Annotated in this window: 20 protein-coding genes; 7 read left to right on the plus strand and 13 right to left on the minus strand. The window is 62.1% G+C overall.

Features of this window, described 5'->3' with window-relative positions; genetic code table 11:
- Positions 1-3: 3 nt before the first annotated feature.
- The 8 genes from ACTG20_RS02450 to argS form a co-directional block, all read right to left on the minus strand.
- On the minus strand, positions 4-1,113 hold the full coding sequence (locus ACTG20_RS02450; RefSeq protein WP_182926775.1) for an ABC transporter permease: 1,110 nt from the start codon (positions 1,111-1,113) through the stop codon (positions 4-6).
- Complete coding sequence (locus ACTG20_RS02455) at positions 1,110-2,849, minus strand: ATP-binding cassette domain-containing protein (protein ID WP_439987442.1); 1,740 nt, start codon at positions 2,847-2,849, stop codon at positions 1,110-1,112. The genes ACTG20_RS02450 and ACTG20_RS02455 overlap by 4 nt, the downstream gene beginning before the upstream one ends.
- A complete protein-coding gene (gene hlyD, locus ACTG20_RS02460) occupies positions 2,846-3,814 on the minus strand; it encodes a secretion protein HlyD (protein WP_219278515.1) in 969 nt (322 codons plus the stop codon). Before hlyD ends, ACTG20_RS02455 begins: the two co-directional genes overlap by 4 nt.
- Positions 3,811-4,452 carry a TetR/AcrR family transcriptional regulator gene (locus tag ACTG20_RS02465; protein ID WP_005342550.1) on the minus strand — a complete coding sequence of 214 codons (642 nt, stop codon included), beginning with the start codon at positions 4,450-4,452 and terminating at the stop codon, positions 3,811-3,813. The genes hlyD and ACTG20_RS02465 overlap by 4 nt, the downstream gene beginning before the upstream one ends.
- A gap of 259 nt (positions 4,453-4,711) precedes the next feature.
- Complete coding sequence (gene hslU / locus ACTG20_RS02470) at positions 4,712-6,040, minus strand: HslU--HslV peptidase ATPase subunit (RefSeq protein WP_064339134.1); 1,329 nt, start codon at positions 6,038-6,040, stop codon at positions 4,712-4,714.
- Positions 6,041-6,106: 66 nt separating this feature from the next.
- Positions 6,107-6,640 (minus strand): ATP-dependent protease subunit HslV, encoded by a 534-nt coding sequence (gene hslV, locus ACTG20_RS02475; protein ID WP_005342555.1) that lies wholly within the window; start codon positions 6,638-6,640, stop codon positions 6,107-6,109.
- Positions 6,641-6,828: 188 nt separating this feature from the next.
- Positions 6,829-7,674, minus strand: a complete 846-nt coding sequence (locus ACTG20_RS02480; RefSeq protein ID WP_005340771.1) for an SPOR domain-containing protein — start codon at positions 7,672-7,674, stop codon at positions 6,829-6,831.
- Positions 7,675-7,677: 3 nt separating this feature from the next.
- A complete protein-coding gene (gene argS / locus ACTG20_RS02485) occupies positions 7,678-9,423 on the minus strand; it encodes an arginine--tRNA ligase (RefSeq protein ID WP_005355547.1) in 1,746 nt (581 codons plus the stop codon).
- Between the two features lie 310 nt (positions 9,424-9,733).
- On the opposite strand from argS, the gene ACTG20_RS02490 reads away from it, so the two are divergent.
- From ACTG20_RS02490 to ACTG20_RS02500, 3 genes are all read left to right on the plus strand, one after another.
- Positions 9,734-10,300: an LON peptidase substrate-binding domain-containing protein gene (locus ACTG20_RS02490; RefSeq protein WP_075116190.1), complete on the plus strand. Its 567-nt coding sequence runs from the start codon at positions 9,734-9,736 to the stop codon at positions 10,298-10,300.
- A gap of 140 nt (positions 10,301-10,440) precedes the next feature.
- Positions 10,441-11,010: a sigma-70 family RNA polymerase sigma factor gene (locus ACTG20_RS02495; protein WP_224970146.1), complete on the plus strand. Its 570-nt coding sequence runs from the start codon at positions 10,441-10,443 to the stop codon at positions 11,008-11,010.
- Positions 11,003-11,698 (plus strand): ChrR family anti-sigma-E factor, encoded by a 696-nt coding sequence (locus ACTG20_RS02500; protein ID WP_224969248.1) that lies wholly within the window; start codon positions 11,003-11,005, stop codon positions 11,696-11,698. Before ACTG20_RS02495 ends, ACTG20_RS02500 begins: the two co-directional genes overlap by 8 nt.
- 66 nt (positions 11,699-11,764) lie before the next feature.
- Here the strand turns inward: ACTG20_RS02500 and bacA are convergent, their stop codons facing one another.
- The 5 genes from bacA to galE all read right to left on the minus strand — a co-directional run bounded on the left by bacA (position 11,765) and on the right by galE (position 16,959).
- The gene (gene bacA, locus ACTG20_RS02505; protein ID WP_005355537.1) at positions 11,765-12,580 is read right to left on the minus strand and encodes an undecaprenyl-diphosphate phosphatase; all 816 of its coding nucleotides are present in this window, start codon (positions 12,578-12,580) and stop codon (positions 11,765-11,767) included.
- 115 nt (positions 12,581-12,695) lie between these two features.
- On the minus strand, positions 12,696-13,685 hold the full coding sequence (gene galM, locus ACTG20_RS02510) for a galactose-1-epimerase (RefSeq protein WP_194494851.1): 990 nt from the start codon (positions 13,683-13,685) through the stop codon (positions 12,696-12,698).
- On the minus strand, positions 13,682-14,830 hold the full coding sequence (galK, locus tag ACTG20_RS02515; RefSeq protein WP_194494850.1) for a galactokinase: 1,149 nt from the start codon (positions 14,828-14,830) through the stop codon (positions 13,682-13,684). The genes galM and galK overlap by 4 nt, the downstream gene beginning before the upstream one ends.
- Complete coding sequence (locus tag ACTG20_RS02520) at positions 14,827-15,885, minus strand: UDP-glucose--hexose-1-phosphate uridylyltransferase (protein WP_194494885.1); 1,059 nt, start codon at positions 15,883-15,885, stop codon at positions 14,827-14,829. Before ACTG20_RS02520 ends, galK begins: the two co-directional genes overlap by 4 nt.
- Positions 15,886-15,945: 60 nt before the next feature.
- The gene (gene galE / locus ACTG20_RS02525; RefSeq protein WP_194494849.1) at positions 15,946-16,959 is read right to left on the minus strand and encodes a UDP-glucose 4-epimerase GalE; all 1,014 of its coding nucleotides are present in this window, start codon (positions 16,957-16,959) and stop codon (positions 15,946-15,948) included.
- Between the two features lie 201 nt (positions 16,960-17,160).
- Between galE and ACTG20_RS02530 the strand changes: the two genes are divergently transcribed.
- The 4 genes from ACTG20_RS02530 to mglA all read left to right on the plus strand — a co-directional run bounded on the left by ACTG20_RS02530 (position 17,161) and on the right by mglA (position 24,254).
- Entirely contained in the window at positions 17,161-18,168 is a 1,008-nt protein-coding gene (locus ACTG20_RS02530) for a substrate-binding domain-containing protein (RefSeq protein ID WP_194494848.1), read from the plus strand.
- A gap of 189 nt (positions 18,169-18,357) precedes the next feature.
- Positions 18,358-21,417 carry a beta-galactosidase gene (locus ACTG20_RS02535; protein ID WP_194494847.1) on the plus strand — a complete coding sequence of 1,020 codons (3,060 nt, stop codon included), beginning with the start codon at positions 18,358-18,360 and terminating at the stop codon, positions 21,415-21,417.
- Positions 21,418-21,693: 276 nt separating this feature from the next.
- On the plus strand, positions 21,694-22,680 hold the full coding sequence (gene mglB / locus ACTG20_RS02540; protein WP_005340747.1) for a galactose/glucose ABC transporter substrate-binding protein MglB: 987 nt from the start codon (positions 21,694-21,696) through the stop codon (positions 22,678-22,680).
- Between the two features lie 53 nt (positions 22,681-22,733).
- Positions 22,734-24,254 carry a galactose/methyl galactoside ABC transporter ATP-binding protein MglA gene (mglA, locus tag ACTG20_RS02545; RefSeq protein ID WP_041234376.1) on the plus strand — a complete coding sequence of 507 codons (1,521 nt, stop codon included), beginning with the start codon at positions 22,734-22,736 and terminating at the stop codon, positions 24,252-24,254.
- Positions 24,255-24,261 lie beyond the last annotated feature (7 nt).

Genomic DNA, 24,261 nt, shown 5'->3' on the forward strand with positions numbered 1-24,261 from the left:
GGGTTACTCCAGAGTGCGCCGCGTCTTGCGGGCGGTCAGGGCCAGCCAGAAACCGGCCAGCAGCAGCAGACAGAAACCGTTGACCAGCAGGATCGAGAAGACGCTGCCCGCCTGATAGAGGGTCTGCAGGGAGCTGGCGAAGTAGCGGGCCGGAATGAGGTGAGTGATGGCCCGCAGCAGCGGCGGCATGCTGGCGATTTCGAACACGAAGCCCGACAGCATCACGGCGGGCAGAAAGGCGGCGATCAGCGCCGCCTGCGCGGCATTGAACTGGCTGCGCATCACGGTGGAGAGGAAAAGCCCGAGCCCGAGGGCGCTGCCGAGAAAGACGCTGGTGACCAGAAAGAGCAGCAGCAGGGAGCCGCGCCACGGCACCGCCATCACCGCCACCGAGAAGAGCAGGCAGAGCAGCATGGCGATGATGCCGAGGCCATAGTAGGGCAGCAGCTTGGAGAGCAGCAGCTCCCCCTTGGTGACCGGGGTGGCGAGCAGCGCCTCCATGGTGCCGCGCTCCCACTCCCGCGCCACTACCAGCGAGGTGAGCAGGGCCCCTATGATGGTCATCACCACCGCAATGGAGCCCGGTACCAGAAAGTTGCGACTCACCAGCGCCGGGTTGAACCAGGCGCGGCTCTCTATCGACACCGGCATGGCGACCCCCTCGCCAGCGAGCCACCCCTGCCAGATCCCCTGCACATAGTTGGTGACGAAGTTGGCGGTGTTGGGCTCGGAGCCGTCGGTGAGCAGCAGCGCCTGCGGCGTGCCATTGCCCTGACCGGCCAGCGCGCGGGAGAAGCCGTCGTCGATCACCAGCAGGCCGCGGATCTCGCCACGGGCCAGACTGGCGAGCAGGGACTCCTTGCTCGGCCCGCTGTGGATCTCCAGCGCGGTAGAGCCGCGCAGGGCCTGCTCCAGCCGCACCGCCGGGGCGCCGCTATCGGTACGCCAGATGCCGAGGCGCAGATGGTCCACATCCAGATTGATGGCGTAACCCATCACCACCAGCAGCACCACCGGCATGATGAAGGCGATGAGGATGCTGCTCGGGTCACGGACGATTTGCAGCGTCTCCTTGCGGCAGAGGGCCAGCAGTCGCCGACGGTTGATGCTCATGCGTCCTCCTCGCTGGCCCGCTCGACCAGGGTGATAAAGGCCTCTTCCATGGTCGGCAAGGAGGTCGCCGCCTCTTTGGCAGCCAGCCCCTTGAGATCGTCCGGGGTGCCGAGCGCCAGCAGCTTGCCGCGATAGATGAGGGCAATGCGGTCGCAATACTCCGCCTCATCCATAAAGTGGGTGGTGACCAGCACGGTGACGCCGTGGTCGGCCAGCGCGTTGATGTGCGACCAGAACTCGCGCCGGGTCACCGGATCGACCCCAGAGGTGGGCTCGTCGAGGAACAGCAGCGGCGGCTCGTGCAGCAGGGCGCAGGCCAGCGACAAGCGCTGGCGCAGACCGAGCGGCAGGGATTCCGCCTTCTGATCGAGCCAGGGGGTGAGGGCAAAAGCGGTCACCATGGCGTCGATCCGCGTCTGCTGGTGGCGGCCGAACAAACCGTAGATACCGGCGAAGAAGGAGAGGTTCTGCGCCACGGTAAGCTGCTTGTAGAGGGAGAACTTCTGTGCCATGTAGCCGAGGCGCTGGCGTGCCGCCGAGGGGCTGTGGGCCAGATCGATGCCGGTCACCAGCGCCTGCCCCTCGCTCGGGCGCAGCAGGCCGCACTCCATCTTGAAGGTGGTGGACTTGCCCGCCCCGTTGGGGCCGAGCAGGCCGAAGATCTCGCCGCGGCGCACCGCAAAGCTGACATCATCGGTGGCGGCAAAATCGCCGAAGCGCTTGGTGAGGTGGCGCGCCTCGATCACCGCTTCGGGGGAGACTCCCTGCGGCAGTTCCGCTTCCCGCATCCCCGCCGCCAGACTCGACTCCCCGCCGGGGCCGCCGCCGAGCAGGTCGATAAAGGCATCCTCCAGCCGGGGCTGGGCCGGTTGAAAGGCGCCGTTGGCGAGATGCAGCTCCGGGAGCGGCGGGGGCGTCATGCCCGGGTGCAGCAGCAGGCGAACCCGCTCCCCCGCCACCGCGCCATCCATCACCGCCGGGTGAGCCAGTGCCCGGCGCAGCAGGGCGCGTCGCTCGCGGCCATCCAGTTGCCCCGCCTCCAGCAGCCAGCAGCGGCTGGCCATGGCCCCCATCAGATCGGCCGGCGTGCCGCTGGTGCGCACCTCGCCATCCGCCATCAGCAGCACGTGGTCGCACAGCTCCGCCTCGTCGAGATAGGCGGTGCTCCAGAGCACCGTCATCCCCCCTTTGGCCAGCTCGCGCACCATCTGCCAGAGGGCGCGGCGAGAGATGGGATCGACCCCGACCCCCGGTTCGTCGAGCAGCAGCACATCCGGGGTGCCGAGCAGGGCGCAGGCCAACCCGAGCTTCTGCTTCATCCCGCCAGAGAGCTTGCCTGCCGGCCTTGCGGTGAAGCGGGCAAGATCGGTGAAGGCGAGCAGCCGCGCGAAGGTGGGCGTGCGTTCGGGCTCCAGTACGCCGCGCAAGTCAGCGTAGAGGGTGAGGTTCTCCAGCACGCTGAGATCCTCGTAGAGGCCAAACTGCTGGGGCATGTAGCCGAGGCGCTGACGCAGCAGATCCCCCTCGCTCACCGGATCCAGCCCCAGCACCCGGATGGTGCCCGCTTCGGGGATCAGCAGACCGGCCAGCAGGCGCAGCAAAGTGCTCTTGCCCGCGCCGTCGGGGCCGACCAGCCCGGTGATGCCGCCAGCCGGAATGGTGGCCGAGATGGCGTTGAGGGCGACCCGCTCGCCAAAGCGTTTGGTGAGCCCCTCAAGGGAGATGGCGCAGCTCATGGCGCCAGCCTGACGGTGACCGGCATCCCCTGGCGCAGGGCCGGGTCGGGATCCTGCACCACGATGCGCAGCCGGTAGACGAGGTGAGTGCGCAAGTCAGGCGTCTCCACCGATTTCGGGGTGAACTCGGCGGTCGGCGAGACAAAGCCCACCACCCCGTGATAGGGCTGATCAGGCCGCGAGTCGGTGGTGAGGGTCACTTTGGCGCCGCTCGGGAAGTGGCCGAGCCAGGGCTCCTCCACATAGGCGCGCACCCAGACTGGCGCGGTCAGGGAGAGGTTGAAGGCGGTTGCTCCGCTCTGCACCATGCTGCCGTTCTCGATGGCGCGGCTGATGATGATGCCGTCGCTGGGGGCGGTCAGGCTGGCATCCGCCAGCGCCAGTTCGGCACTGGCGAGCGCCGCTTTGGCCCCTTCCAGCTGGGCATCGGACTGGGCGATTTCCTCCGGGCGGTAGCCGGTTTCGAGCTGGGCGAGCTGCTCGCGGGCGGAGCGTACCTGCGCCTGGGTCTGATCTCGCTGGGAGCGGGCGGTATCGAGCTGACCGCGAGAGATGGCGCCGGTGGCTGCCAATGCGCTCTGGCGGCGCCACTGCTGGTCGGCTTCCAGTGCAGCGGCTTCGGCGGCGGCCAGTGCGGCCCGGGCGCGGTCGGTCTCTTCGCTGCGATAGCCTTTGTGGATCAAGGCGTTGGCGGCAGTGAGCGCGGCCAGATTGGCGCGGGCGCTGTCGCGGCTGTGGGTGAGGGGAACCGGATCGAGGCGGGCCAGCAGTTGACCGGCTTTTACCCTATCCCCCTCATCGACCAGCACCTGATCGACGCGGCCGCCGACCCGAAAGGCCAGATTGACATCGCGAATATCGACGTTGCCGTAGAGGATGGAGCCGTCGGCCGGGCGCCCCTGCCACCAGAGGTAGCCACCGATAACGGTTAGCAGCAGGGCCACGATTGCAATGCGTTGTTTCATGCCGCTTCTCCTTCTTTCATGTCGGTGGGGCGCAGGCCACGCAGGGCCCATACCAGCCGCTGTCTGGCGGCCTCGGGGTTGTCTATCTGGCTGAGAAAGGGGGCGGCCTGTTCAGGCAGCCAGCCGAGCTGGCGACCGCTGCCGGCGATCACCAGCGGCAGGCCGACCGACCCCATGATGAAGATCATCAGCTGGAGCGGGTGACCCGCGACCAGCGACCCTTCTGCCTGTGCCATCCGTACCTGCTCGATCAGCAGCAGGGGATGACGGCGCGGCAGGCTGAGCAGAAAGCGCTGGGCCGCCCCTTCACCCGCCAGCGCATCGCCAAACAGGTGGTTGATAAAGCCGCGCTGGCGGGCCACCAGCCCGATCAGCGCCTCCATGGTGGCCTCGAACATGGCGATGGCAGAGGGGTAGGAGCCTTTGGCTGCCACCGCCTTGAGCTCGTCATAGAGGGGGGCGTACCAGAGCTCGACCAGCTCGTCGATAAAGGCATCGCGGTTGCCGAAGTGGTAGACGAAGGAGCCGAGGTTCACCTCGGCCGCCGCCGCCAGCTCGCGCACCGTCAGGCCGCGCAGCCCCTTCTCGGTGGCGATGGCGAGGCCGGTATCGAGCAGTTTCTGCCGGGTTGGATTCATCGTTCTGGTTCCTGCTGCACAGATTTTGATCTGATTTATACGTATGTATAAATCAGCCGCCGAGAATAGGAAAGATCTTTTTTTGAGCAGATTTCAGCGGGGATGAAAAAACGGCGGGCGTTGGCAAGGGGAAGTTTGGAAACGGCTTGGGATTGAACTGGTTGCCGCAGGTGTGGGCCAGAATCCGGGCAGATGACAGAGGTGGTGGAGAAATAAAAACGCCTCCGCGAAGGGAGGCGTTTTATCGGGAGGGGCGCGTTTACAGAATAAAGCGGCTCAGATCCTCGTCTTCAATCAGCTTGCCGAGGTGGGCGTTGACGTAGTCGGTGTTGATGACGAAGGTCTCACCGGACTTCTCGGAGGCGTCGTAGGAGATATCTTCCATCAGGCGTTCCATCACGGTGTGCAGACGGCGGGCACCGATGTTCTCGGTACGCTCGTTGACCTGCCAGGCCGCTTCGGCCAGACGGCGGATACCATCCTGAGTGAACTCGATGTTGACCCCTTCGGTGGCCATCAGCGCCTTGTACTGATCGGTCAGGGAGGCGTTCGGTTCGGTCAGGATGCGCTCGAAGTCATCTGTGGTCAGGGCGGTCAGCTCGACGCGGATCGGCAGACGGCCCTGCAGCTCGGGGATGAGATCGGACGGCTTGGCGATTTGGAAGGCGCCGGAGGCGACAAACAGGATGTGGTCGGTCTTGACCATGCCGTGCTTGGTGTTGACGGTGCAGCCCTCGACCAGCGGCAGCAGGTCGCGCTGTACCCCTTCACGGGAGACATCGGGGCCCGAGCTCTCGCCACGCTTGCAGATCTTGTCGATCTCGTCGAGGAAGACGATGCCGTTGTTCTCGACCGCAGCGATGGCTTTCTGCTTCAGCTCTTCCGGATTGACCAGACGGGCTGCTTCCTCTTCGATCAGCGCCTTCATGGCCTCTTTGACCTTGATCTTGCGCTTCTTCTTCTGGTTCTGGCCCAGATTCTGGAACAGCCCCTGCAGCTGGTTGGCCATCTCTTCCATGCCCGGCGGGGTCATGATTTCGACGCCCATCGGGGAGGCGGAGAGTTCCAGCTCGATCTCCTTGTCATCCAGCTGACCTTCCCGCAGTTTCTTGCGGAAGATCTGGCGGGTGTTGGAGTTGTCGGCTTTCTCTTCCTCACCCCAGGTGTTGCGCGGGTTGGGCAGCAGGGCGTCGAGGATGCGCTCTTCGGCGGCTTCCTCGGCGCGGTATTTCATCTTCTCCATCTCGGTTTCGCGCACCAGCTTGATGGCTGCATCGGTCAGATCGCGGATGATGCTGTCCACTTCCTTGCCGACATAGCCCACTTCGGTGAACTTGGTCGCTTCCACCTTGATGAAGGGGGCGTTGGCCAGCTTGGCCAGACGACGGGCGATTTCGGTCTTGCCGACACCGGTCGGGCCGATCATCAGGATGTTTTTCGGGGTCACTTCATGGCGCATCTCTTCGTTGAGCTGCATCCGGCGCCAGCGATTGCGCAGGGCAACGGCAACGGCGCGCTTGGCATCGGCCTGACCAATGATGTGACGATCCAGCTCGTGGACGATTTCTCTCGGGGTCATCTCGGACATGATGGTGTTCCTGTATCCGGGGCGGGCAGTGCCCGCCCCTTGGGAAATTGGGTTTGGCTGGCGGCCTTATTTGGCGGCGTAGTCCAGCACTTCGATGGTGTGGTTGCCGTTGGTGAATACGCAGATGTCACCCGCAATCTTGAGGGACTTCTCGACAATGGTCCTGGCATCCAGCTCGGTGTTTTCCAGCAGCGCGATGGCGGCGGACTGGGCGAAGTTGCCGCCGCTGCCGATGGCGATGAGATCGTGCTCCGGCTGCACCACGTCACCGTTGCCGGTGATGATGAAGGATTTGTGTTCGTCGGCCACGGCCAGCAGCGCTTCGAGACGGCGCAGGGCGCGATCAGTGCGCCAATCTTTGGCCAGCGCCACGGCGGCGCGCTCCAGATTACCCTGATGGGCCTGCAGTTTTGCTTCGAAACGTTCGAGCAGGGTGAAGGCATCGGCGGTACCGCCAGCGAAACCGGCCAGCACCTTGCCGTTATAGAGACGATGAACCTTGCGGGCGTTGCCCTTCATGACGGTGTTGCCAAGAGAGACCTGGCCATCGCCACCGATGACGACCTGACCGTTGCGGCGAACTGAAACTATGGTAGTCACTTTACTTACCTCGCTTGAGCCGAATGACGGCCTGACTGTGCATGGCAAGAAAGATGGGGATGGCAAACGGGCTTTTCAACCCTGCCTTTGGTCGGGATAAACGGGGGGAGCAAACAGCGTGGGTGCGAGTGGCACCAAAAGAACAGGGCCGGGTGTTGCCACCCGGCCCTGCGTCATCGGTAAGCGGATTACCCTTTCTTGGGAATGCAGCCGCTGATGCCGGAGCTCTGCAGCTTGCTGTTGGCTGCGTCGGCGGCCGCCTTGCCGTTGAAGGGGCCGACCATCACCTTGTAGACGGTACCGTTGGCGCCATTGATCACCTGCAGGCTGGAAGAGAGGCCGGCGGTGAAGGCGATACGCGCCTTGAGCGACTCTGCGGAATCCTGCGAGCGCAGGGCGGCGCACTGCATCATATAGCGACCGCTGTCGGCGGCTGCGGTCTGGGCTGGCGGGGTGGCCGCTTTGGCCTTGGCCGCTTCGGCCCGCTCCCGTTCCAGCTCGGCACGGATCTCCCGCTCCATCCGTTCCCGTTCGGCCTTGCGGTCGATCACCTGCTCTTGCGCGCTGGCAACCGGTGCACCCGAGGTGGAAGGGGTGGTCGCCGGATTGGGCTGATAGGGCTTGGGCTGGCCGATGGGCGTTCCCGGTTGGGGAATGTCGGTCGGCACCGGTTGCGGCAGTTTCTCCGGTTGCAGGGTCATGGTATCTGCCGGTGGTGGCGGCAGCACACCCGGCTGGGTAGGCGGCTCTATGATATCGACCTGCTTGTTCTCAAGCCGTTCGATGTAGCTCCACTTCTCCTGAGGCAGCCCGTTATTCTGCGCTTTTGGCTTGTTGGCTTTTACCTGCTCCTCAATGGTGGGGGCATCGTTGCCCTTGCCATTGATCATGTAAAGGAAGCCACCAAAGCCTGCCAGCAGTGCCACGACCAGCAGCACTGGAATAACAGGAAAGCGGCGAGGGGCCGCTTTCTTGGTATTGCGGCCACCCGCCCGACGTCGCGGGCGGCTGCCGACATAATCCCGGGTTGCCATCTATTACATGCGCTCCAGGGTATGGATGCCCAGTACGCCGAGGCCCAGTTTCAGCACCTTGGCGGTGGCGGCGCACAGCAGCAGACGGCTCTGACGGGTTGCTTCGTCCACGCCATCCTTGTTGATCGGGCAGGCTTCATAGAAGGTCATGAAGTTGCCGGACAACTCGTACAGGTATGTACAGAGCAGGTGCGGCATGCCCTTGTCTGCCACGCCGTTGACCGCGTCGGAGAACTGGATCAGCTTCTGGGCCAGCACCTCTTCGGCCTCTTCGTTCAGGGTCACGTTGCCGGTCAGCGTCTCGGCATCGATGTTGGCCTTGCGGAAGATGGACTGGATACGGGTGTAGGCGTACTGCAGGTAAGGGGCAGTGTTGCCTTCAAACGACAGCATCAGATCCCAGTCGAAGATGTAGTCGGTAGTGCGGTTCTTGGAGAGATCCGCATACTTGACCGCGCCCATGGCGATGGCGTTGACCACGTTGGCCTTCTCTTCGGCAGAGAGGTCGCTGTTGCGGCTCTCCAGCAGGGCTGCGGCGCGCTCTTCCGCTTCGTTCAGCAGGTCAACCAGCTTGACGGTGCCACCGGAACGGGTCTTGTAGGGACGACCATCCTTGCCCAGCATCATGCCGAAGGCGTGGTGCTCGAGCGGGACGGATTCCGGCACATAGCCCGCCTTGCGGGTGATGGTCCAGGCCTGCATCAGGTGTTGGTGCTGACGGGAGTCGATGAAGTACATGACACGGTCGGCGCCCAGGGTTTCATAACGGTATTTGGCACAGGCGATGTCGGTGGTGGTGTAGAGGAAACCGCCATCGCTCTTCTGGATGATGACGCCCATGGCCTCGCCATCCTTGTTCTTGAACTCGTCCAGGAAGACAACGGTAGCGCCTTCGCTTTCGACCGCCAGCCCCTTGGCTTTCAGGTCCGCAACGATCTCCGGCAGCATGTCGTTGTACATGGACTCGCCCATGATGTCCTTGTTGGTCAGGGAGACATTCAGGCGGTCGTAGTTGATCTGGTTCTGTTCCATGGTCATGTCGACCAGCTTCTTCCACATGGTGCGGCAGTACTCGTCGCCGCCCTGCAGCTTGACCACGTAGTTACGGGCGCGCTCGGCGAAGGCTTCGTCTTCGTCGTAGCAACGCTTGGCCTGGGTGTAGAAGGCTTCCAGATCCTTGAGTGCCATGTCGCTGGCGTGCTCGTTGGACATCTTCTCCAGATAGGCGATCAGCATGCCGAACTGGGTACCCCAGTCACCGATGTGGTTGGCACGGATCACTTTGTGGCCGAGGAATTCCAGCGCGCGCGCAGCCACGTCACCGAGTACGGTGGAGCGGATGTGGTGCACCGCCATCTCTTTGGCCACGTTGGGGGCGGAGTAGTCCACCACCACGGTTTGTGGCGCGGGCAACCGTACGTTGGCGTTGGCAGAGGTCACCATGGCCTCGACCTGACCGGCCAGCCAGCGCTGGTCGAAGAAGAAGTTGATGAAGCCGGGACCGGCGATCTCGACCTTGGCGATCAGGTCGGAGGCGGGCAGGTGCTCGATGATGGCAGCCGCCAGCTCACGGGGATTCTTGCGGGCCGGTTTGGCCAGCAGCATGGCCAGGTTGGTAGCCAGGTCGCCGTGAGCTTTTTCCTTGCATCGGTCTACTTGCACGCGGGCTTCCAGGTCCGCCGGCAGGACGCCTGCTGACTTGAGATTGGCTACCGTTTGTTCAAGTAGATGATGAATATGCTCTTTCATAACTGACCACCAAGGTTGCGCGTCGAAAAATGACTGATATATAAGGGCGTGAATTTTACCCGCATCGGCTCGAGAAAACTATAGGGATGACCCGCCGCTCGCTGTCGGGCGGATATTTCACTGCGTTTGGCGCCATATTCCAGAATATTGGGCGGAAATTACGGTGCTTATCCATTTCTACTGCATATCGAAGCGGCTTGTCCAGGCTATTTTCCCCTGATTGTTAAGGGTTTTTCCTTTCCGATGACGGGAATGATCTCCTCCCTCTGGCCCGGCGTATCAACAGAGGTTCCCAACCGAGGAGTTTGCGATGCGACTGGCGCTGTTTCCCCTATCTGCCCACCTGCTGCCCGGCGGCATCATGCCGCTGCGGATCTTCGAACCGAGATACCAGCGGATGATCGCCGAGGCGGGGGAGTCCGGCTTTGCCCTCTGCATGGTGGACCCTCGTCAGCCCGACGCCCTGCGCAACATGCTGCCCATCGCCACCCGGGTCACCATCATCGATTTCGACCGGCTGCCGGACGGCATGCTGGGGATCACGGTGCAGGGGATGGAGCGGGTGCAGATAGAGGATCTGTGGCAGGAGCAGGATGGCCTGCGTATCGGCGAGGTGACGCCGCTGACGGCCTGGCCGCCCCGCCGGCTCCATCCCGATCAGCAACCGCTGGTCGAGGCGCTGCGGGAGGTGTTTGCCGACTATCCCGACTACGCCGCCCTCTATCCCGCCCCCCGCTGGGACGATGGCAACTGGGTGGCCCAGCGCTGGCTGGAGGTGTTGCCGATCCCCCCTGAACAGAAACAACTGCTGCTGGCCGCCGCCGACAATCAGCCCGCCATCGCCCTGCTCAAGGGGGTACTGGTGGCCAGTCACTGATTTTTTCTGACCCGCTGATCCGCCAGCGCCGCAGCGCCGTACAAGTCATCACCACAGCATGTTCGACAGCACACCAAAGGGATGGCGCAATGGCATATACTGGCCAACCACACTCGACCATACGCAGGACCTCGCCCGTGATGGATAACCCGGATGGCGATCTCAAATCTCTGCTGATCAGGGTGGCAGAGCAGGCCGACAAGGCTGCTTTTGCCTGCCTGTTCCAACACTTTGCGCCGCGCATTCGCAGCTATGGCCTGCGTCACCTCGGCAGCGAGGCCAACGCCATGGAGCTGGTGCAGGAGACCATGCTGCTGGTGTGGCAGAAGGCACGCCTCTACCACCCCGAGAAGGGGGCGCCGACCACCTGGATCTATACCGTGATGCGCAACCAGTGCTTCGATATGCTGCGCCGTCGTCGCGCCAGCAAGGAGGATCTCTGTGCCGAGGAGCTGTGGCCGGTGCTGGAGTTTCAGGCCGAAGAGGAGCATCTGAGCGGGGGTGAGGATGCGGTGCTGACTCGTCAGATGGCCCACTATCTGGGCACCTTGCCGGAGCCGCAACAGCAGGTGGTGCGTGGCATCTATCTGCAGGAGTTCTCCCAGCAGGAGCTGGCGGAGCGACTCGGCGTGCCGCTCGGTACTATCAAATCCCGCCTCAGACTGGCGTTACAGAAATTGAAAGAGCAAGTGGAGCAAGGCCATGATTAAAGCCCATCCGACCGACCCTATGCTGCGCGCCTTCGCCGCCGACGAGCTCCCTCTGCCGCTGGCGGTGGGGCTCTCCGCTCACTGTGAACTCTGCCCCGATTGTGCTGCCCGACTAAAGACATTCGAAGAGGAGCTGGCGCAGCAATATCTTGCCTCGCCAGCAGAGCCCGAGCTGGACTCCCGCGATGAAGTGGGACTGGACGCCGGATTCGACGCCATGCTGGCGGATATTCTGGCCCAGCCGCTGGCAGAGCCCCTCTCCGAGCCAACACATGACCAGCCCCGAGCCCAGCCCAGCGAGTTGGAGGTAGCCGGTCACGCCTACCGTTTGCCACGGGTGCTGGCCCGCTATCGTTCGCCCAAGTGGCGCCATATCGGGGCCATTCGTCAGCAGAGTCTGCCGCTGGATGAGATGGGCGCGCGCGCCAGTTTGCTCCATATCGAAGCGGGCGGCCGCATCCCCGAGCACACCCATCAGGGTTATGAGCTGACCCTGCTGCTGGCTGGCAATATTCAGGATGGCGATACCCTTTACAAGGCGGGAGATTTCATCTGGCGCGATGCCAGCCACTCCCACAGTCCGCATACGCCAGATGGCTGCCTCTGCTACACGGTGCAGGATGCGCCGGTGCAGTTCACCAAGGGGCTGTCGCGGCTGCTGAACGGCATCAGCCAGCACCTCTACTAAGCACCATGACGCCATAGAAAAAGGGACCAAGTTGGTCCCTTTTGTCATTTGATTGCAGGCTGCCGATCAGGCGACAAACACCAGATAGACGGCGAATGCCACGATAAAGCGGTAGATGGCGAACGGGATAAAGTCGATGCGGCGGATCAATGTCAGGAAGGTCTTGATCGCAAACATCGCTACCACGAAGGCGGTGATAAAGCCCACTGCAAACATCGGGAAGTCGGCCATCGAGAGGAAATCGCGGCTCTTGTAGAGATCCAGCCCACTGGCCGCCACCATCATGGGCACTGCCATGATGAAGGAGAACTCGGCGGCTGCGTGACGGCTGATCCCCATCAGCATGCCACCACTGATGGTGGCGCCGGAGCGGGAGAAGCCGGGCCACAGGGCGAGACACTGGAACAGACCGATGCCGAACGCCTGCTTGTAGCTGATGTCATCCAGGGTTTCGGCTGTGACGGCCGGGCGGAACTTCTCGGCGATGATCAGCAGGATGCCCCCCGCGACCAGCGCGTACATGACGGTCTGTGGACCAAACAGGTTGGCCTTGATCCAGCTGTGGATGGCCAGGCCGACCACGATGGCGGGCATCATGCCGAGGATGACATGCACCAGCGACAGGGTGGCGTGATCCCGGGACGGCTTCTGGCCAAAGTGGATGCCAATCAGGCCAAACAGGCGGCGCCAGAAGACGGCGACCACGGCGAGGATGGAGCCAAGCTGGATCACCACTTCGAAAGTGGCAGCCTTGGGCCCTTCAAAGCCCAGCAGATGGCCGACGATAATCATGTGGCCGGTGGAGGAGACGGGGAGGAACTCGGTCAGCCCCTCGACGACGCCCAGAATAAAGGCGACCAGCAGGCTATAAGTGTCAGTCATCGAACAAACAATCCTTAACTTCGTTGATGTAAAAACGCCCCGAAAGGGTCTCGGGGCGGCATATCTTGCTCGATTGTGACTGCTGAGGCTATGTAAAAATCATGAATTCTTTAAGTTAGTCGCGGATAAAGCGGTAGCGGGTCTGGTGGTGATAACGCCCGCCCGGCAGCAGCCAGGGGTTGCCCAGCTCGAGGCGATTGGGGCTGTCCGGTAGCTGTTGCGCCTCAAGACAGAAGCCGTCGTGATCCCGGTGCGACTGGCCGCTGCGGTTCGGGGTATTGGCCAGCCAGTTTCCGGTGTAGAACTGTAGCGAGGGCTGGTTGGTATAGACCTCCATCGCCAGTTGCCTGTCCCCTGATACCACGCGAGCAGCCCACACTTGCGTTGGGCCGCTGAGCACAAAGGCATGATCGTACCCCTTGGCTTGTTGCTGCTGGGGATGACTCAGCCAATCCTGCCCGACAAGGCGCTCTTGGCGCAGATCGAATGGCCCCTCCACCGGAGTGATGGTGATCGGCAAACCGCTCGGGTCGGTCGGCAGGAAGTGGTCGGCATTGATGCTGATGAGGTGGTCACGCACATCGCCACCATCGGTTTGCCCATCGAGATTGAAGTAAGCGTGGCTGGTGAGGCTGACCGGGGTCGCTGCATCCGTGCTGGCGATGAAATCCACCACCAGATCGCTCTGCTCCAGCCGGTACTCCAGGGTGACCCGCAGATTGCCGGGAAAGCCCTGATCCCCCGCCCGGGAGAGCAACGCCAGCTTGACACGATCCGCCTCCAGTTCCTTGATTTGCCACCGCTGGCGATGAAAGCCCGCCTGCCCGCCATGCAGGCAGTTGGGTGCCTGATTGGCATTCAGCGGCCAGTGCTGTCCATCACGCACCAGCTCGGCACCGCCGATGCGGTTGGCAAAACGTCCCGCCACCGCGCCCAGCCACACCTGTTGGGCGGGATAGGCGTCGTCGGCACAACCCAGCAGCACTTCGCGCCGTTTGCCCGCCACCGGCAGGGTGAGGGAGGTGAGGGTAGCGCCGAAGTCGAGGCCGCGCAGGCGCAGCCCCTCCTCGTTTTCCAGTTCGAATGGCGTCATGGCGCTGCTCATAGCTTGCCTGCACCGGCGCTGGCAGAGCAGACGTAGCAGTCGGCCTTGAGGCCCGAGATGGCCGGATACTCTGCCTCGACGGCAGCGATCACCTCGGCCACCTTCTCCGGGCGCAGCAGGGCGACCACGCAGCCGCCGAAGCCGCCACCTGTCATCCGCACGCCGCCATCTGTGCCGATCCTGGCCTTGATGATCTCCACCAGACCGTCGATGGCGGGCACTGTGATCTCGAAGTCATCGCGCATGGCGGCGTGCGACTGGGCCATCAGCTCGCCGAGACGGGTCAGATCGTGGCTCGCCAGCGCATCGGCGGCCGCCAGAGTGCGGGCATTTTCCCCAACGATGTGGCGGGCACGACGATAGCAAGCATCATCCAGCCCGGCCTTGCGCGCTTCCAGTCCGGCCAGATCGAGGTCGCGCAGCGCCTTGACCCCGTAGTGACGGGCGGCCGCTTCGCACTGCTGGCGACGGGTGTTGTATTCGCTGTCCACCAGACCGCGGCGCACATTGGAGTTGACGATCAGCACCGCCAGATCCGCCGGCATGGGGATGAGGCGGGTCTCCAGCGAGCGGCAGTCGAGCAGCAGGGCATGATCCGTTTTGCCGCTGGCGGAGATCATCTGATCCATGATGCCGCAGTTGCAGCCGACGAACTTGTTCTCCGCCTGCTGGCCGTTGAGGGCGATCTCGGCCTGGCTGATGTCTAGCCCCAGCGCCTCTTTGAAGGCCTGACCGATGGCTACTTCCAGCGAGGCAGAGGAGGAGAGCCCCGCCCCCTGCGGCACGTTGCCGGAGACCACCAGATCGAGGCCGCGCAGAGCATGGCCGCGCTCCTGCAGATACTTCACCACGCCGCGGATGTAGTCGCTCCAGCGCTGGCTGGGGTGGTGCTCGATGGGCTGGTCGAGGTCGAACAGGTCGCGCTGGTTGTCGTAGTCGGCGGCGATCACCTGCACTTGTCGGTCATCGCGCAGGCCGATGGCAACGCAGGTCTCGTAGTCGATGGCGCAGGGCAGCACGAAGCCGTCGTTGTAGTCGGTATGTTCACCGATGAGGTTGACGCGACCGGGGGCGCGCACCAGCAGATCGGGCGCTTTGGCAAATTGCTCGGCAAAAACGGTGCTGACGCGTTGGCTGGGGGTCATAGGGCCTCCTCATCGGTGTGGCTGGTCTGGTTGTAGTGAATGGGGCTCAGAGCACGCAGCCGCTCGGCAGCCTGCTCGGGGGTAAGGTCACGCTGGGTTTCGGCCAGCATCTCGAAGCCGACCATAAATTTGCGCACGGTGGCGGAGCGCAGCAGGGGCGGATAGAAGTGGGCGTGTAGCTGCCACGCCTCGGGGCAATCCGATTTGGGCGGTGCAAAGTGCCAGCCCATGGAGTAGGGGAAGCTGCACTCGAACAGGTTGTCGTAGCGGCTGGTGAGCTCCTTGAGCGCCACCGCCAGATCCTGTTGCTGGGCCTTGGTCAGGTTGAGAATGGAGGGGACATGCGCCTTGGGCAGCAGCAGGGTTTCGAACGGCCAGGCGGCCCAGAAGGGGACGACGGCGAGCCAGTGCTCGCTCTCCACCACGATGCGCGAGCGATCCGCCAGCTCCCGCTCCACGTATTCCAGCAGCATGGGGCGGCCATGCTCGGCTAGCCAGTCGCGCTGGTGCTGCTCTTCGCGGGCGATTTCGTTGGGCAGGAAGTTGCTGCCCCAGATCTGGCCGTGGGGGTGCGGGTTGGAGCAGCCCATGACGGCCCCTTTGTTTTCAAAGACCTGCACCCACTCCCACTGGGCTGACAGCTCGGCGACCTGATCCATCCAGGTGGTGATCACCCCTTCGATGGCGGGTAGCGGCAGCTCGGGCAGGGTCTTGCCGTGATCCGGCGAGAAGCAGATGACCCGGCTGGTGCCGCGGGCTGCCTCCAGTTTCAGCAGGGGATCGCTGGCGCTATCGGCGGCCGGGGTATCCTGCATCAGGGCGGCGAAGTCGTTGGTAAAAACAAAGGTGCCCTGGTAGTCGGGGTTGATGTCACCGGTGACCCGCGTATTGCCCGCGCAGAGGAAACAGTCGGGATCGTGGGCCTGTTTGGGGGCCTGACTCACCTTCTCCACCTGTCCCTGCCAGGGGCGTTTGGCCCGGTGGGGGGAGACAAGCACATACTGGCCGGTCAGCGGATTGAAGCGGCGATGGGGATGATCGACGGGGTTGAACATCATCTCTCCTGAATAAGGTATTGAAAAATAGGGTCGTCTATTAACAGGGAGCAGGCAGGCCTACTCCTCGTAACCGTTCGGATTGGCGGATTGCCAGCGCCAGCTATCGGCGCACATGGCGTCGATGTTGCGGGTCGCCCGCCAGCCCAGTTCGCGCTCGGCCTTGGCCGGATCGGCCCAGCAGGCGGCGATATCGCCCGGGCGACGCGGTTCGATGCGAAATGGCAGTGGCTTGCCACAGGCAGCAGAAAAAGCGGCGACCAGCTGCAACACGCTCTGGCCCTGACCTGTGCCCAGGTTGTAGGTGTGCACGCCACCCTTGCCGGCGCAGTGTTGCAGCGCCTTGACGTGCCCCTCGGCGAGATCCATCACGTGGATGTAGTCGCGTACACCGGTGCCGTCCGGGGTGGGGTAATCGTTTCCAAAGACCGACAGGCAGTCGCGACGGCCAATGGCCACCTGGGTTAAAAATGGCATGAGATTGTTGGGGATCCCCTGCGGGTCTTCACCCATGGTGCCCGATTCGTGGGCGCCGACCGGATTGAAGTAGCGCAGCAGGGTCATGTTCCAGTGGGGCTCGGCCAGCTGCAGATCCTCGAGGATCTCCTCGATGATCAGCTTGGAGCGACCGTAGGGGTTGGTGGCGCTGCGCGGGAAATCCTCGCGGATCGGCAGGCTGGCGGGATCGCCGTAGACGGTGGCCGAGGAGCTGAACACCAGATTGTGCACCCCGGCCCGTTTCATCGCCTGCAGCAGAGTGAGGGTGCCGCCGAGGTTGTTCTCGTAGTAATCCAGTGGAATGCGAGTCGACTCACCGACCGCCTTGAGGGCGGCAAAGTGGATCACTGCATCGATCTGCTGTTCGGCGAAGATCCGGTCCAGCAGGGCGGCATCGCGAATATCTCCTTGATAGAACAGGGGTTGCTGGCCGCTGATGGCGGCGACTCGAGTCAACACGCTGCGCTTGCTGTTGCAGAGGTTGTCGACCACCACGGGATTCATGCCTGCCGCTTGCAGGGCCAGACAGGTGTGGCTGCCGATATATCCGCAACCGCCGGTGACCAGAACGTTCATCTTGCTCTCCACTGAAAAGTGTCTGGAAGCAGTCTAGCCGAGGGTGTGGCGACCAAACTGTGAGCTTGCTTGCAAAACAGTGTAAACGATTACACTGTTTTTATGGTCATCCTGACGGCAGATATACGTTTCACCCCTGTTTTCAATGGGTTTGCTGGGTATAATGGCGCTCTATTGCACAGTGAAAGAAGTGAAAACAGCATGAGCACCATCAAGGATGTCGCCCGTTTGGCCAATGTGTCAGTGGCAACGGTTTCACGGGTGATGAACAACTCCCCCAAGGCCAGCGCCGCGTCTCGCGAAGTGGTGCAGAAGGCCATGGCTGAACTGGGCTACACCCCCAACGCCAACGCGCGGGCACTGGTGAGCCAGACTTGCGACACCATGGGGGTAGTGGTCGGTGACGTGGCCGATCCCTTCTTCGGTGCACTGGTGAAGGGGGTCTCCGGCATCGCCGTCGAGCAGAACCTCCACCTGCTGATGGGTAACGGTTTTCACAAGGCGCGTCAGGAGCGTGAAGCGATCGAGCTGCTGATCGGCAAGCGCTGTGAGGCGCTGGTGGTGCACAGCAAGGCGCTGAGCGGCGAGGAACTTTACGATTACGCCATGCGGGTGCCCGGTATGGTACTGATCAACCGCGATATTCCGGCCCTCAAGGGACGCTGCATCGCTCTCAACAACCGGCTGGGGGCGGCTACGGCGACTCGCCACCTGATCGAACTGGGTCACCGCCATATCGCCTTTATCAGCTCGGATCACGCCATCGAGGATGCCACCTTGCGTCTGCAGGGGTATCAGGATGGGCTGATGGAAGCCGGTCTGGCAGCCGATCCCGAGCTTATCGAGAGTGGCACCCCGAACGAGGAGGGGGGCGAGCGCGCCATGCTCAACCTGCTGGCCAAGGGGCTCAAGGTGACCGCCGTGGTGGCCTATAACGATGCCATGGCGGCGGGCGCCATCTCAGTGCTGGCGGACAACGGCCTGCGAGTGCCGGAGGAGGTTTCGGTGGTGGGCTTCGATGACATCATCTATGCCAGATACCTGAGGCCCAAGCTCTCCACCATGCGCTATCCCATCGAGTTGATGGCGGCCCAGGCGGCCAAGCTGGCCATTCAGCTGGCGGCGGGAGAGAGTGACGCGACCCAGAGCAGGATCTATACCCCCACCCTGATCAATCGCCACTCGGTGGCACCGGTTCGGGCCGGATAGCTCCCTTTTACGGCCCTGTTCGGGGCCGTTTCTTGCACAGTTATTGTTTTACCTATTTTTAATCATTTTTACTCCGCTTTACTTAACAAAATTAGTGTAATCGTTTACATCTGTGTGAGCGAGATCGCCGTTCCCTGCGTCATACTTCTCTAGACTGAATACGTTTTCCAATCAGCAGGGAGAGAGTGAATGCTCAGGGAGATAGTGGCGCGTCAGGATTGGCAGACTCAGGCCATTACGTCGGTAAATCGTCTGGCTGCCCATACCCCCATGTTCAGCTGGCGCAGCGAAGCGGATGCCAGGGGGGAGCTGGCCTCTTCCTCCCGCCTCTTGCTCGATGGCGAGTGGCGCTTCTCCTTCTTTGCCGCTCCCGAATTGGTGCCCGAGAGCTGGCTGGCGCAGGATCTGGTGGATGCTTGCCCCATTACGGTGCCGGGCAACTGGCAGCTGGATGCCGCCTATCCGGCCGCGCGGCCGCCCACCGATGGCCCCATCTATACCAATATCAAGTACCCCTTTCCTTGCGATCCGCCCCGAGTGCCAGCAGAGAATCCTACCGGCTGCTACTCCCGCGAGTTCGAACTGCCCGCCGACTGGCTGGAAAGTGGACAGAGCCGGATCATCTTTGACGGGGTGAGCAGCGCCTTCCACCTGTTCTGCAACGGCCGCTGGGTCGGCTACTCCCAGGACAGCCGGCTGCCCGCCGAGTTTGATTTGACTCCTTATCTGCAAGCCGGTCGCAACCGGTTGGCGGTGCTGGTACTGCGCTGGTCCGACGGCTCCTATCTGGAAGATCAGGATATGTGGTGGCTGTCGGGGATCTTCCGCTCCGTCAGCCTGCTGCACAAACCGTCCCGCCATCTGATGGATATGCGGGTGACCCCCGAGCTGGATGCCTGCTATCGGGATGGCCGTCTCAAGATTGCACTGCAGGTCGCCAATGGGGCCGCTCTGTCGGTGGAGGCCAATCTCTATGACGGTGGTGAGCGGGTCGCGACCCGGCTCCAGCCGATCGGCACCCAAGCCATTGATGAGAAAGGGGCTTACGACGATCGCGCCGAGTTCTGGCTCGACGTGGCTGCGCCTCGCAAGTGGAGCGCCGAGACGCCCCATCTCTATCGCTTCACCCTGACCCTGCTGGACGAACAGGGCCTGGCCATCGAGAGCGAGGCGTGCGATGTGGGCTTTCGGGTGGTGGAGATCCGTGGCGGCCTGCTGCGGGTCAACGGGCAGCCGCTGCTTGTTCGCGGTGCCAACCGTCACGAGCATCACCCTGCCAAGGGTTATGCCATTGATCGCGCCACCATGGAGCGGGATCTGCTGCTGATGAAGCGGCACAACTTCAATGCGGTGCGCTGTTCCCACTATCCCAACCACCCCGACTTCTATCGCCTCTGCGATCGGCTCGGTCTCTATGTGGTGGATGAGGCGAATCTGGAGACCCACGGCATGACCCCCATGGGGCGGCTGGCGCGGGATCCCGCCTGGAGCAACGCCTTTCTGGAGCGGGCGACCCGCATGGTGGCACGGGATTTCAACCACCCCTCCATCATCATCTGGTCGCTCGGCAACGAGTCGGGTTACGGCCCGGCCCACGATGCCATGTATGGCTGGATCAAGCGCAGTGACCCGAGCCGTCCGGTGCAGTACGAGGGGGGCGGGGCCGACACTCCGGCGACCGACATCATCTGCCCCATGTATGCCAGAACCCATCAGGATCAGCCCTTCCCGGCGGTGCCCAAGTGGGCGCTGGCCAAGTGGATCGGCCTGCCCGGCGAGCACCGACCGCTGATCCTCTGCGAATATGCCCACGCCATGGGCAACAGTCTCGGGGGCTACGGCCACTATTGGCAGGCGTTTCGCGATCATCCACGCCTGCAAGGCGGGTTTGTCTGGGATTGGGTCGATCAGGGGCTCGACAAATACACCGCCGATGGTCGCCACTACTGGGGCTATGGCGGCGACTTCGGTGATGTGCAAAACGATCGTCAGTTCTGCTGCAACGGCCTGCTGTTCCCGGATCGCACCCCCCATCCCACCCTGTTCGAGGCAAAACGTGCCCAGCAGCCGTTCCGCTTCAGCCTGCTTGAGCACACCCCGCTGCGGGTGCGGATCGAGAGTGAATACCTGTTCCGCTCCACCGATAACGAGCGGCTTTGCTGGCAGCTGTGTGAGAACGGCCATGTGCAGCAGCAGGGGGAGGTTTCCCTCATGCTGGAGCCGCAAGGGGTGGTCGAGTTGACCCTGAGCGAGAGGCTGCCTCCCTTTACGGCAGGCTCACTGGCCTGGCTAGATCTGGCCATCGTTCAGCCCCAGGCCACCCCCTGGTCGCAGGCAGATCACAAGGTCGCCCGTCAGCAGTTCACCCTGCCGACTCCCCTTGCTCTGCCTGCGCCCGTTGCTGCCGCTACCCTGAGCGAGCAGCCGGATAGCTGGATGGTCACCACCGCAAACAGTCAGTGGCGGCTCGACAAGCAGAGCGGTCGCATCACCAGTTGGCAAAAATCGGGGCAGGAGCAGTTGCTGGCGCCGATCATGGATCACTTCTACCGGGCGCCACTCGACAACGACATCGGCACCAGCGAAGCGGATCACGCCGACCCTAGCTCCTGGATTGCTCGCTGGCAGGTGTGTGGTCTCGGTCAGTGGCAGCACCGTTGTCTGGGGATTGCGGTCGCTGGAGGGGATATCCGGGTCAGCCATGGTTACTTCCACCACGATGAGCTGCTGCTGGTGAGTCACTGGCATCACCGCTTTACCGACGATGGCGCCATGAGCCTGGAGATAGAGACCGAGCTGGCACAGGTGCTGCCTTCGCTGCCCCGGATTGGCCTGCTACTTCATCTGGCCGAGGTACCGGCGCGAGCCGAATGGCTGGGACGCGGCCCCCACGAAAACTATCCGGATCGCCTGCTGGGCGCCGATCTGGGGCGCTGGAGTCTGCCGCTGGAGGCCATGCACACCCCTTATGTTTTCCCGAGTGACAACGGCTTGCGCTGCGATACCCGCCAGTTGCAGCTGGGCAGCACGACGGTGAACGGCAGCTTCCATTTCAGTGCCAGCCGCTTCAGTCAGCAACAGCTGGCCGCCGCCCGTCACCAGAGCGATCTGGTGGCTGAAGCAGGGCTGTGGGTCTGTCTCGATGGCGCCCATATGGGGGTGGGCGGGGATGACTCCTGGAGCCAGAGCGTGCGTCCCGAGTATCAACTGCTCGAGCGTCGTTACCGTTGGGGCTGCACTCTCTGTTAAGCCAGCTATTGAGGCGACTGTCGAGCCTGTGTGCCATTTTGACAACAGACCAGTAACGACTAGCCTCAATGCTGTGGGAAAGATTGAGTCTCAAATCTGATTTTTATTTATATGTATTTGAAAAATAAATATAAAGTTTCAATGTAACAGAGTGTAAACGTTTTCATTTTGTCGTCATGATCACAGAAGAAATGACAACAAACTGATTACATTGATTGGCGCTTGCTCAATTGCTCGCCACCCTACAACACAGATAGACACATCGGAGCACACATAATGAAAAAACTGACCACAGTTGCCGCCCTGCTGATGGGCATGATGGCTGGAGCCAATGCCCAGGCTGACACTCGTATCGGGGTAACCGTCTACAAATACGACGACAACTTCATGGCGGTCGTGCGCAAGGCCATCGAGAAGGAGGCGGCAGCCACTCCGGGGGTGGAACTGCTGATGAACGACTCCCAGAACGACCAGTCCAAGCAGAACGACCAGATCGACGTGCTGCTGGCCAAAGGGGTGAAGGCGCTGGCCATCAACCTGGTTGACCCCGCTGCGGCCCCGGTGGTGATCGAGAAAGCCCGTGGCGAAGATATCCCGGTGGTCTTCTACAACAAGGAGCCGAGCGCTACCGATCTGGCCAGCTACGACAAGGCCTACTACGTGGGCACCGACTCCAAGGAGTCAGGGATCATCCAGGGTCAGCTGATTGCCAAACACTGGAAAGCCCATCCGGAGTGGGATCTGAACAAGGATGGCGTGATCCAGTTCGTGCTGCTGAAAGGGGAGCCGGGCCACCCGGATGCTGAAGCGCGCACCTCCTACGTGGTCAAGACCCTGAACGATGGTGGCGTCAAGACTGAACAACTGCACATGGATACCGGTATGTGGGATACCGCCATGGCGAAAGACAAGATGGACGCCTGGATCTCCGGCCCCAACGCCAACAAGATCGAAGTGGTCATCGCCAACAACGACGGCATGGCAATGGGTGCAGTCGAGTCACTGAAAGCCCAGGGCAAGACTGCCATTCCGGTATTCGGCGTCGATGCGCTGCCGGAAGCGTTGGCCATGGTCAAGAGCGGTGCTATGGCGGGTACCGTGCTGAACGATGCGGCCAACCAGGCCAAAGCCACCTTCGAGCTGACCAAGAACCTGGCTGAAGGCAAACCGGCCGGTGAAGGCACCAAGTGGAATATCGTCGACAAGGTAGTACGTGTTGCCTACGTCGGTGTGGATAAAGACAACCTGTCCCAATTCGAGTAATTCCCTCCTTCAGGGCAAGGGAGATCCCCTTGCCCTTTTTTCAACCAGATGTGATGGCTGATATGACAACACAGCAACAATCAGAATGGCTGTTGGAGATGATTGACGTCAGTAAGAGCTTTCCCGGCGTCAAGGCACTCGATAATGTCAATTTACGGGTCCGTCCTCATTCTGTGCATGCGTTGATGGGCGAGAACGGAGCGGGAAAATCCACACTGCTCAAGTGCCTGTTCGGCATTTACGAGAAGGATCAGGGCAAGATCTTCTTCAAGGGGCAGGAGATCAACTTCACCTCCTCCAAAGAGGCGCTGGAGAATGGCGTCTCCATGGTGCATCAGGAGCTCAACCTGGTGTTGCAGCGTACCGTGATGGACAACATGTGGCTCGGCCGCTACCCCACCAAGGGGTGGTTTATCGACCACGGCAAGATGTATGACGACACCAAGCGCATCTTCGATGAGCTGGATATCGACATCGACCCCAAGGTGAAGGTCGCGACCCTGTCGGTCTCCCAGATGCAGATGATCGAGATCGCCAAGGCGTTCTCCTACGACGCCAAGATCGTCATCATGGACGAACCCACCTCCTCCCTGACCGAGAAAGAGGTGAACCACCTCTTCAAGATCATCAACAAGTTGAAGGAGAAGGGGTGCGGCATCGTCTACATCTCTCACAAGATGGAGGAGATCTTCCAGCTCTGTGACGAGATCACCATATTGCGGGATGGCCAGTGGGTGGCAACCCAGCCGCTCAAGGGCATGACCATGGATCAGATCATCGGCATGATGGTCGGCCGTGAACTGACCCAGCGTTTCCCGGAAAAGACCAACCAGCCGAAAGAGGTGATCCTCGAGATCGAACACCTGACGGCGAAGAACCAGCCCTCCATTCAGGATGTGACTTTCAACCTGCACAAGGGGGAGATCCTCGGCATTGCCGGATTGGTGGGGGCCAAGCGCACCGACATCGTCGAGACCCTGTTCGGTATTCGTGATCGCAGTCAGGGCAGCATCAAGCTGCACGGCAAAGAGGTAGCCAACCACAACGCCCACGAAGCGATCCGCAACGGCTTTGCGCTGGTGACGGAAGAGCGCCGCTCCACCGGTATCTACTCCCGGCTCGATATCGCCTTCAACTCCCTGATCGCCAACATGGACAGCTACAAGGGCTCCATGGGGCTGCTCAGCGACAACAAGATGAAGAGCGATACCCAGTGGGTGATCGACTCCATGCGGGTCAAGACGCCGACCCAGCAGACCCAGATCGGTTCCCTCTCCGGGGGCAACCAGCAGAAGGTGATCATCGGTCGCTGGCTGCTGACCCAGCCGGAGATCCTGATGCTCGACGAGCCCACCCGCGGCATCGACGTCGGGGCCAAGTTCGAGATCTACCAGCTCATCCTGGAGCTGGCGAAGAAGGACAAGGGGATCATCATCATCTCGTCAGAGATGCCGGAATTGCTGGGGATCACCGACCGCATCATGGTGATGAGCAATGGCCGGGTCGCCGGGATCGTCAATACCAAAGAAACTGACCAGAGCGAGATACTGCGCCTGGCATCTCTGTACCTCTAGAGACAGG

This window comes from Aeromonas sp. 84A (assembly GCF_051919345.1).
Taxonomy (GTDB): Bacteria; Pseudomonadota; Gammaproteobacteria; order Enterobacterales; family Aeromonadaceae; genus Aeromonas; species Aeromonas veronii.

Bases quoted from the DNA above. Each gene is read 5' to 3' on its own strand.
- ACTG20_RS02450 (WP_182926775.1), bottom strand. From the start codon at position 1,113: ATGAGCATCAACCGTCGGCGACTGCTGGCCCTCTGCCGCAAGGAGACG.
- ACTG20_RS02455 (WP_439987442.1), bottom strand. From the start codon at position 2,849: ATGAGCTGCGCCATCTCCCTTGAGGGGCTCACCAAACGCTTTGGCGAG.
- hlyD (WP_219278515.1), bottom strand. From the start codon at position 3,814: ATGAAACAACGCATTGCAATCGTGGCCCTGCTGCTAACCGTTATCGGT.
- ACTG20_RS02465 (WP_005342550.1), bottom strand. From the start codon at position 4,452: ATGAATCCAACCCGGCAGAAACTGCTCGATACCGGCCTCGCCATCGCC.
- hslU (WP_064339134.1), bottom strand. From the start codon at position 6,040: ATGTCCGAGATGACCCCGAGAGAAATCGTCCACGAGCTGGATCGTCAC.
- ACTG20_RS02480 (WP_005340771.1), bottom strand. From the start codon at position 7,674: ATGGCAACCCGGGATTATGTCGGCAGCCGCCCGCGACGTCGGGCGGGT.
- argS (WP_005355547.1), bottom strand. From the start codon at position 9,423: ATGAAAGAGCATATTCATCATCTACTTGAACAAACGGTAGCCAATCTC.
- ACTG20_RS02490 (WP_075116190.1), top strand. From the start codon at position 9,734: ATGCGACTGGCGCTGTTTCCCCTATCTGCCCACCTGCTGCCCGGCGGC.
- ACTG20_RS02495 (WP_224970146.1), top strand. From the start codon at position 10,441: ATGGATAACCCGGATGGCGATCTCAAATCTCTGCTGATCAGGGTGGCA.
- ACTG20_RS02500 (WP_224969248.1), top strand. From the start codon at position 11,003: ATGATTAAAGCCCATCCGACCGACCCTATGCTGCGCGCCTTCGCCGCC.
- bacA (WP_005355537.1), bottom strand. From the start codon at position 12,580: ATGACTGACACTTATAGCCTGCTGGTCGCCTTTATTCTGGGCGTCGTC.
- galM (WP_194494851.1), bottom strand. From the start codon at position 13,685: ATGAGCAGCGCCATGACGCCATTCGAACTGGAAAACGAGGAGGGGCTG.
- galK (WP_194494850.1), bottom strand. From the start codon at position 14,830: ATGACCCCCAGCCAACGCGTCAGCACCGTTTTTGCCGAGCAATTTGCC.
- ACTG20_RS02520 (WP_194494885.1), bottom strand. From the start codon at position 15,885: ATGTTCAACCCCGTCGATCATCCCCATCGCCGCTTCAATCCGCTGACC.
- galE (WP_194494849.1), bottom strand. From the start codon at position 16,959: ATGAACGTTCTGGTCACCGGCGGTTGCGGATATATCGGCAGCCACACC.
- ACTG20_RS02530 (WP_194494848.1), top strand. From the start codon at position 17,161: ATGAGCACCATCAAGGATGTCGCCCGTTTGGCCAATGTGTCAGTGGCA.
- ACTG20_RS02535 (WP_194494847.1), top strand. From the start codon at position 18,358: ATGCTCAGGGAGATAGTGGCGCGTCAGGATTGGCAGACTCAGGCCATT.
- mglB (WP_005340747.1), top strand. From the start codon at position 21,694: ATGAAAAAACTGACCACAGTTGCCGCCCTGCTGATGGGCATGATGGCT.
- mglA (WP_041234376.1), top strand. From the start codon at position 22,734: ATGGCTGATATGACAACACAGCAACAATCAGAATGGCTGTTGGAGATG.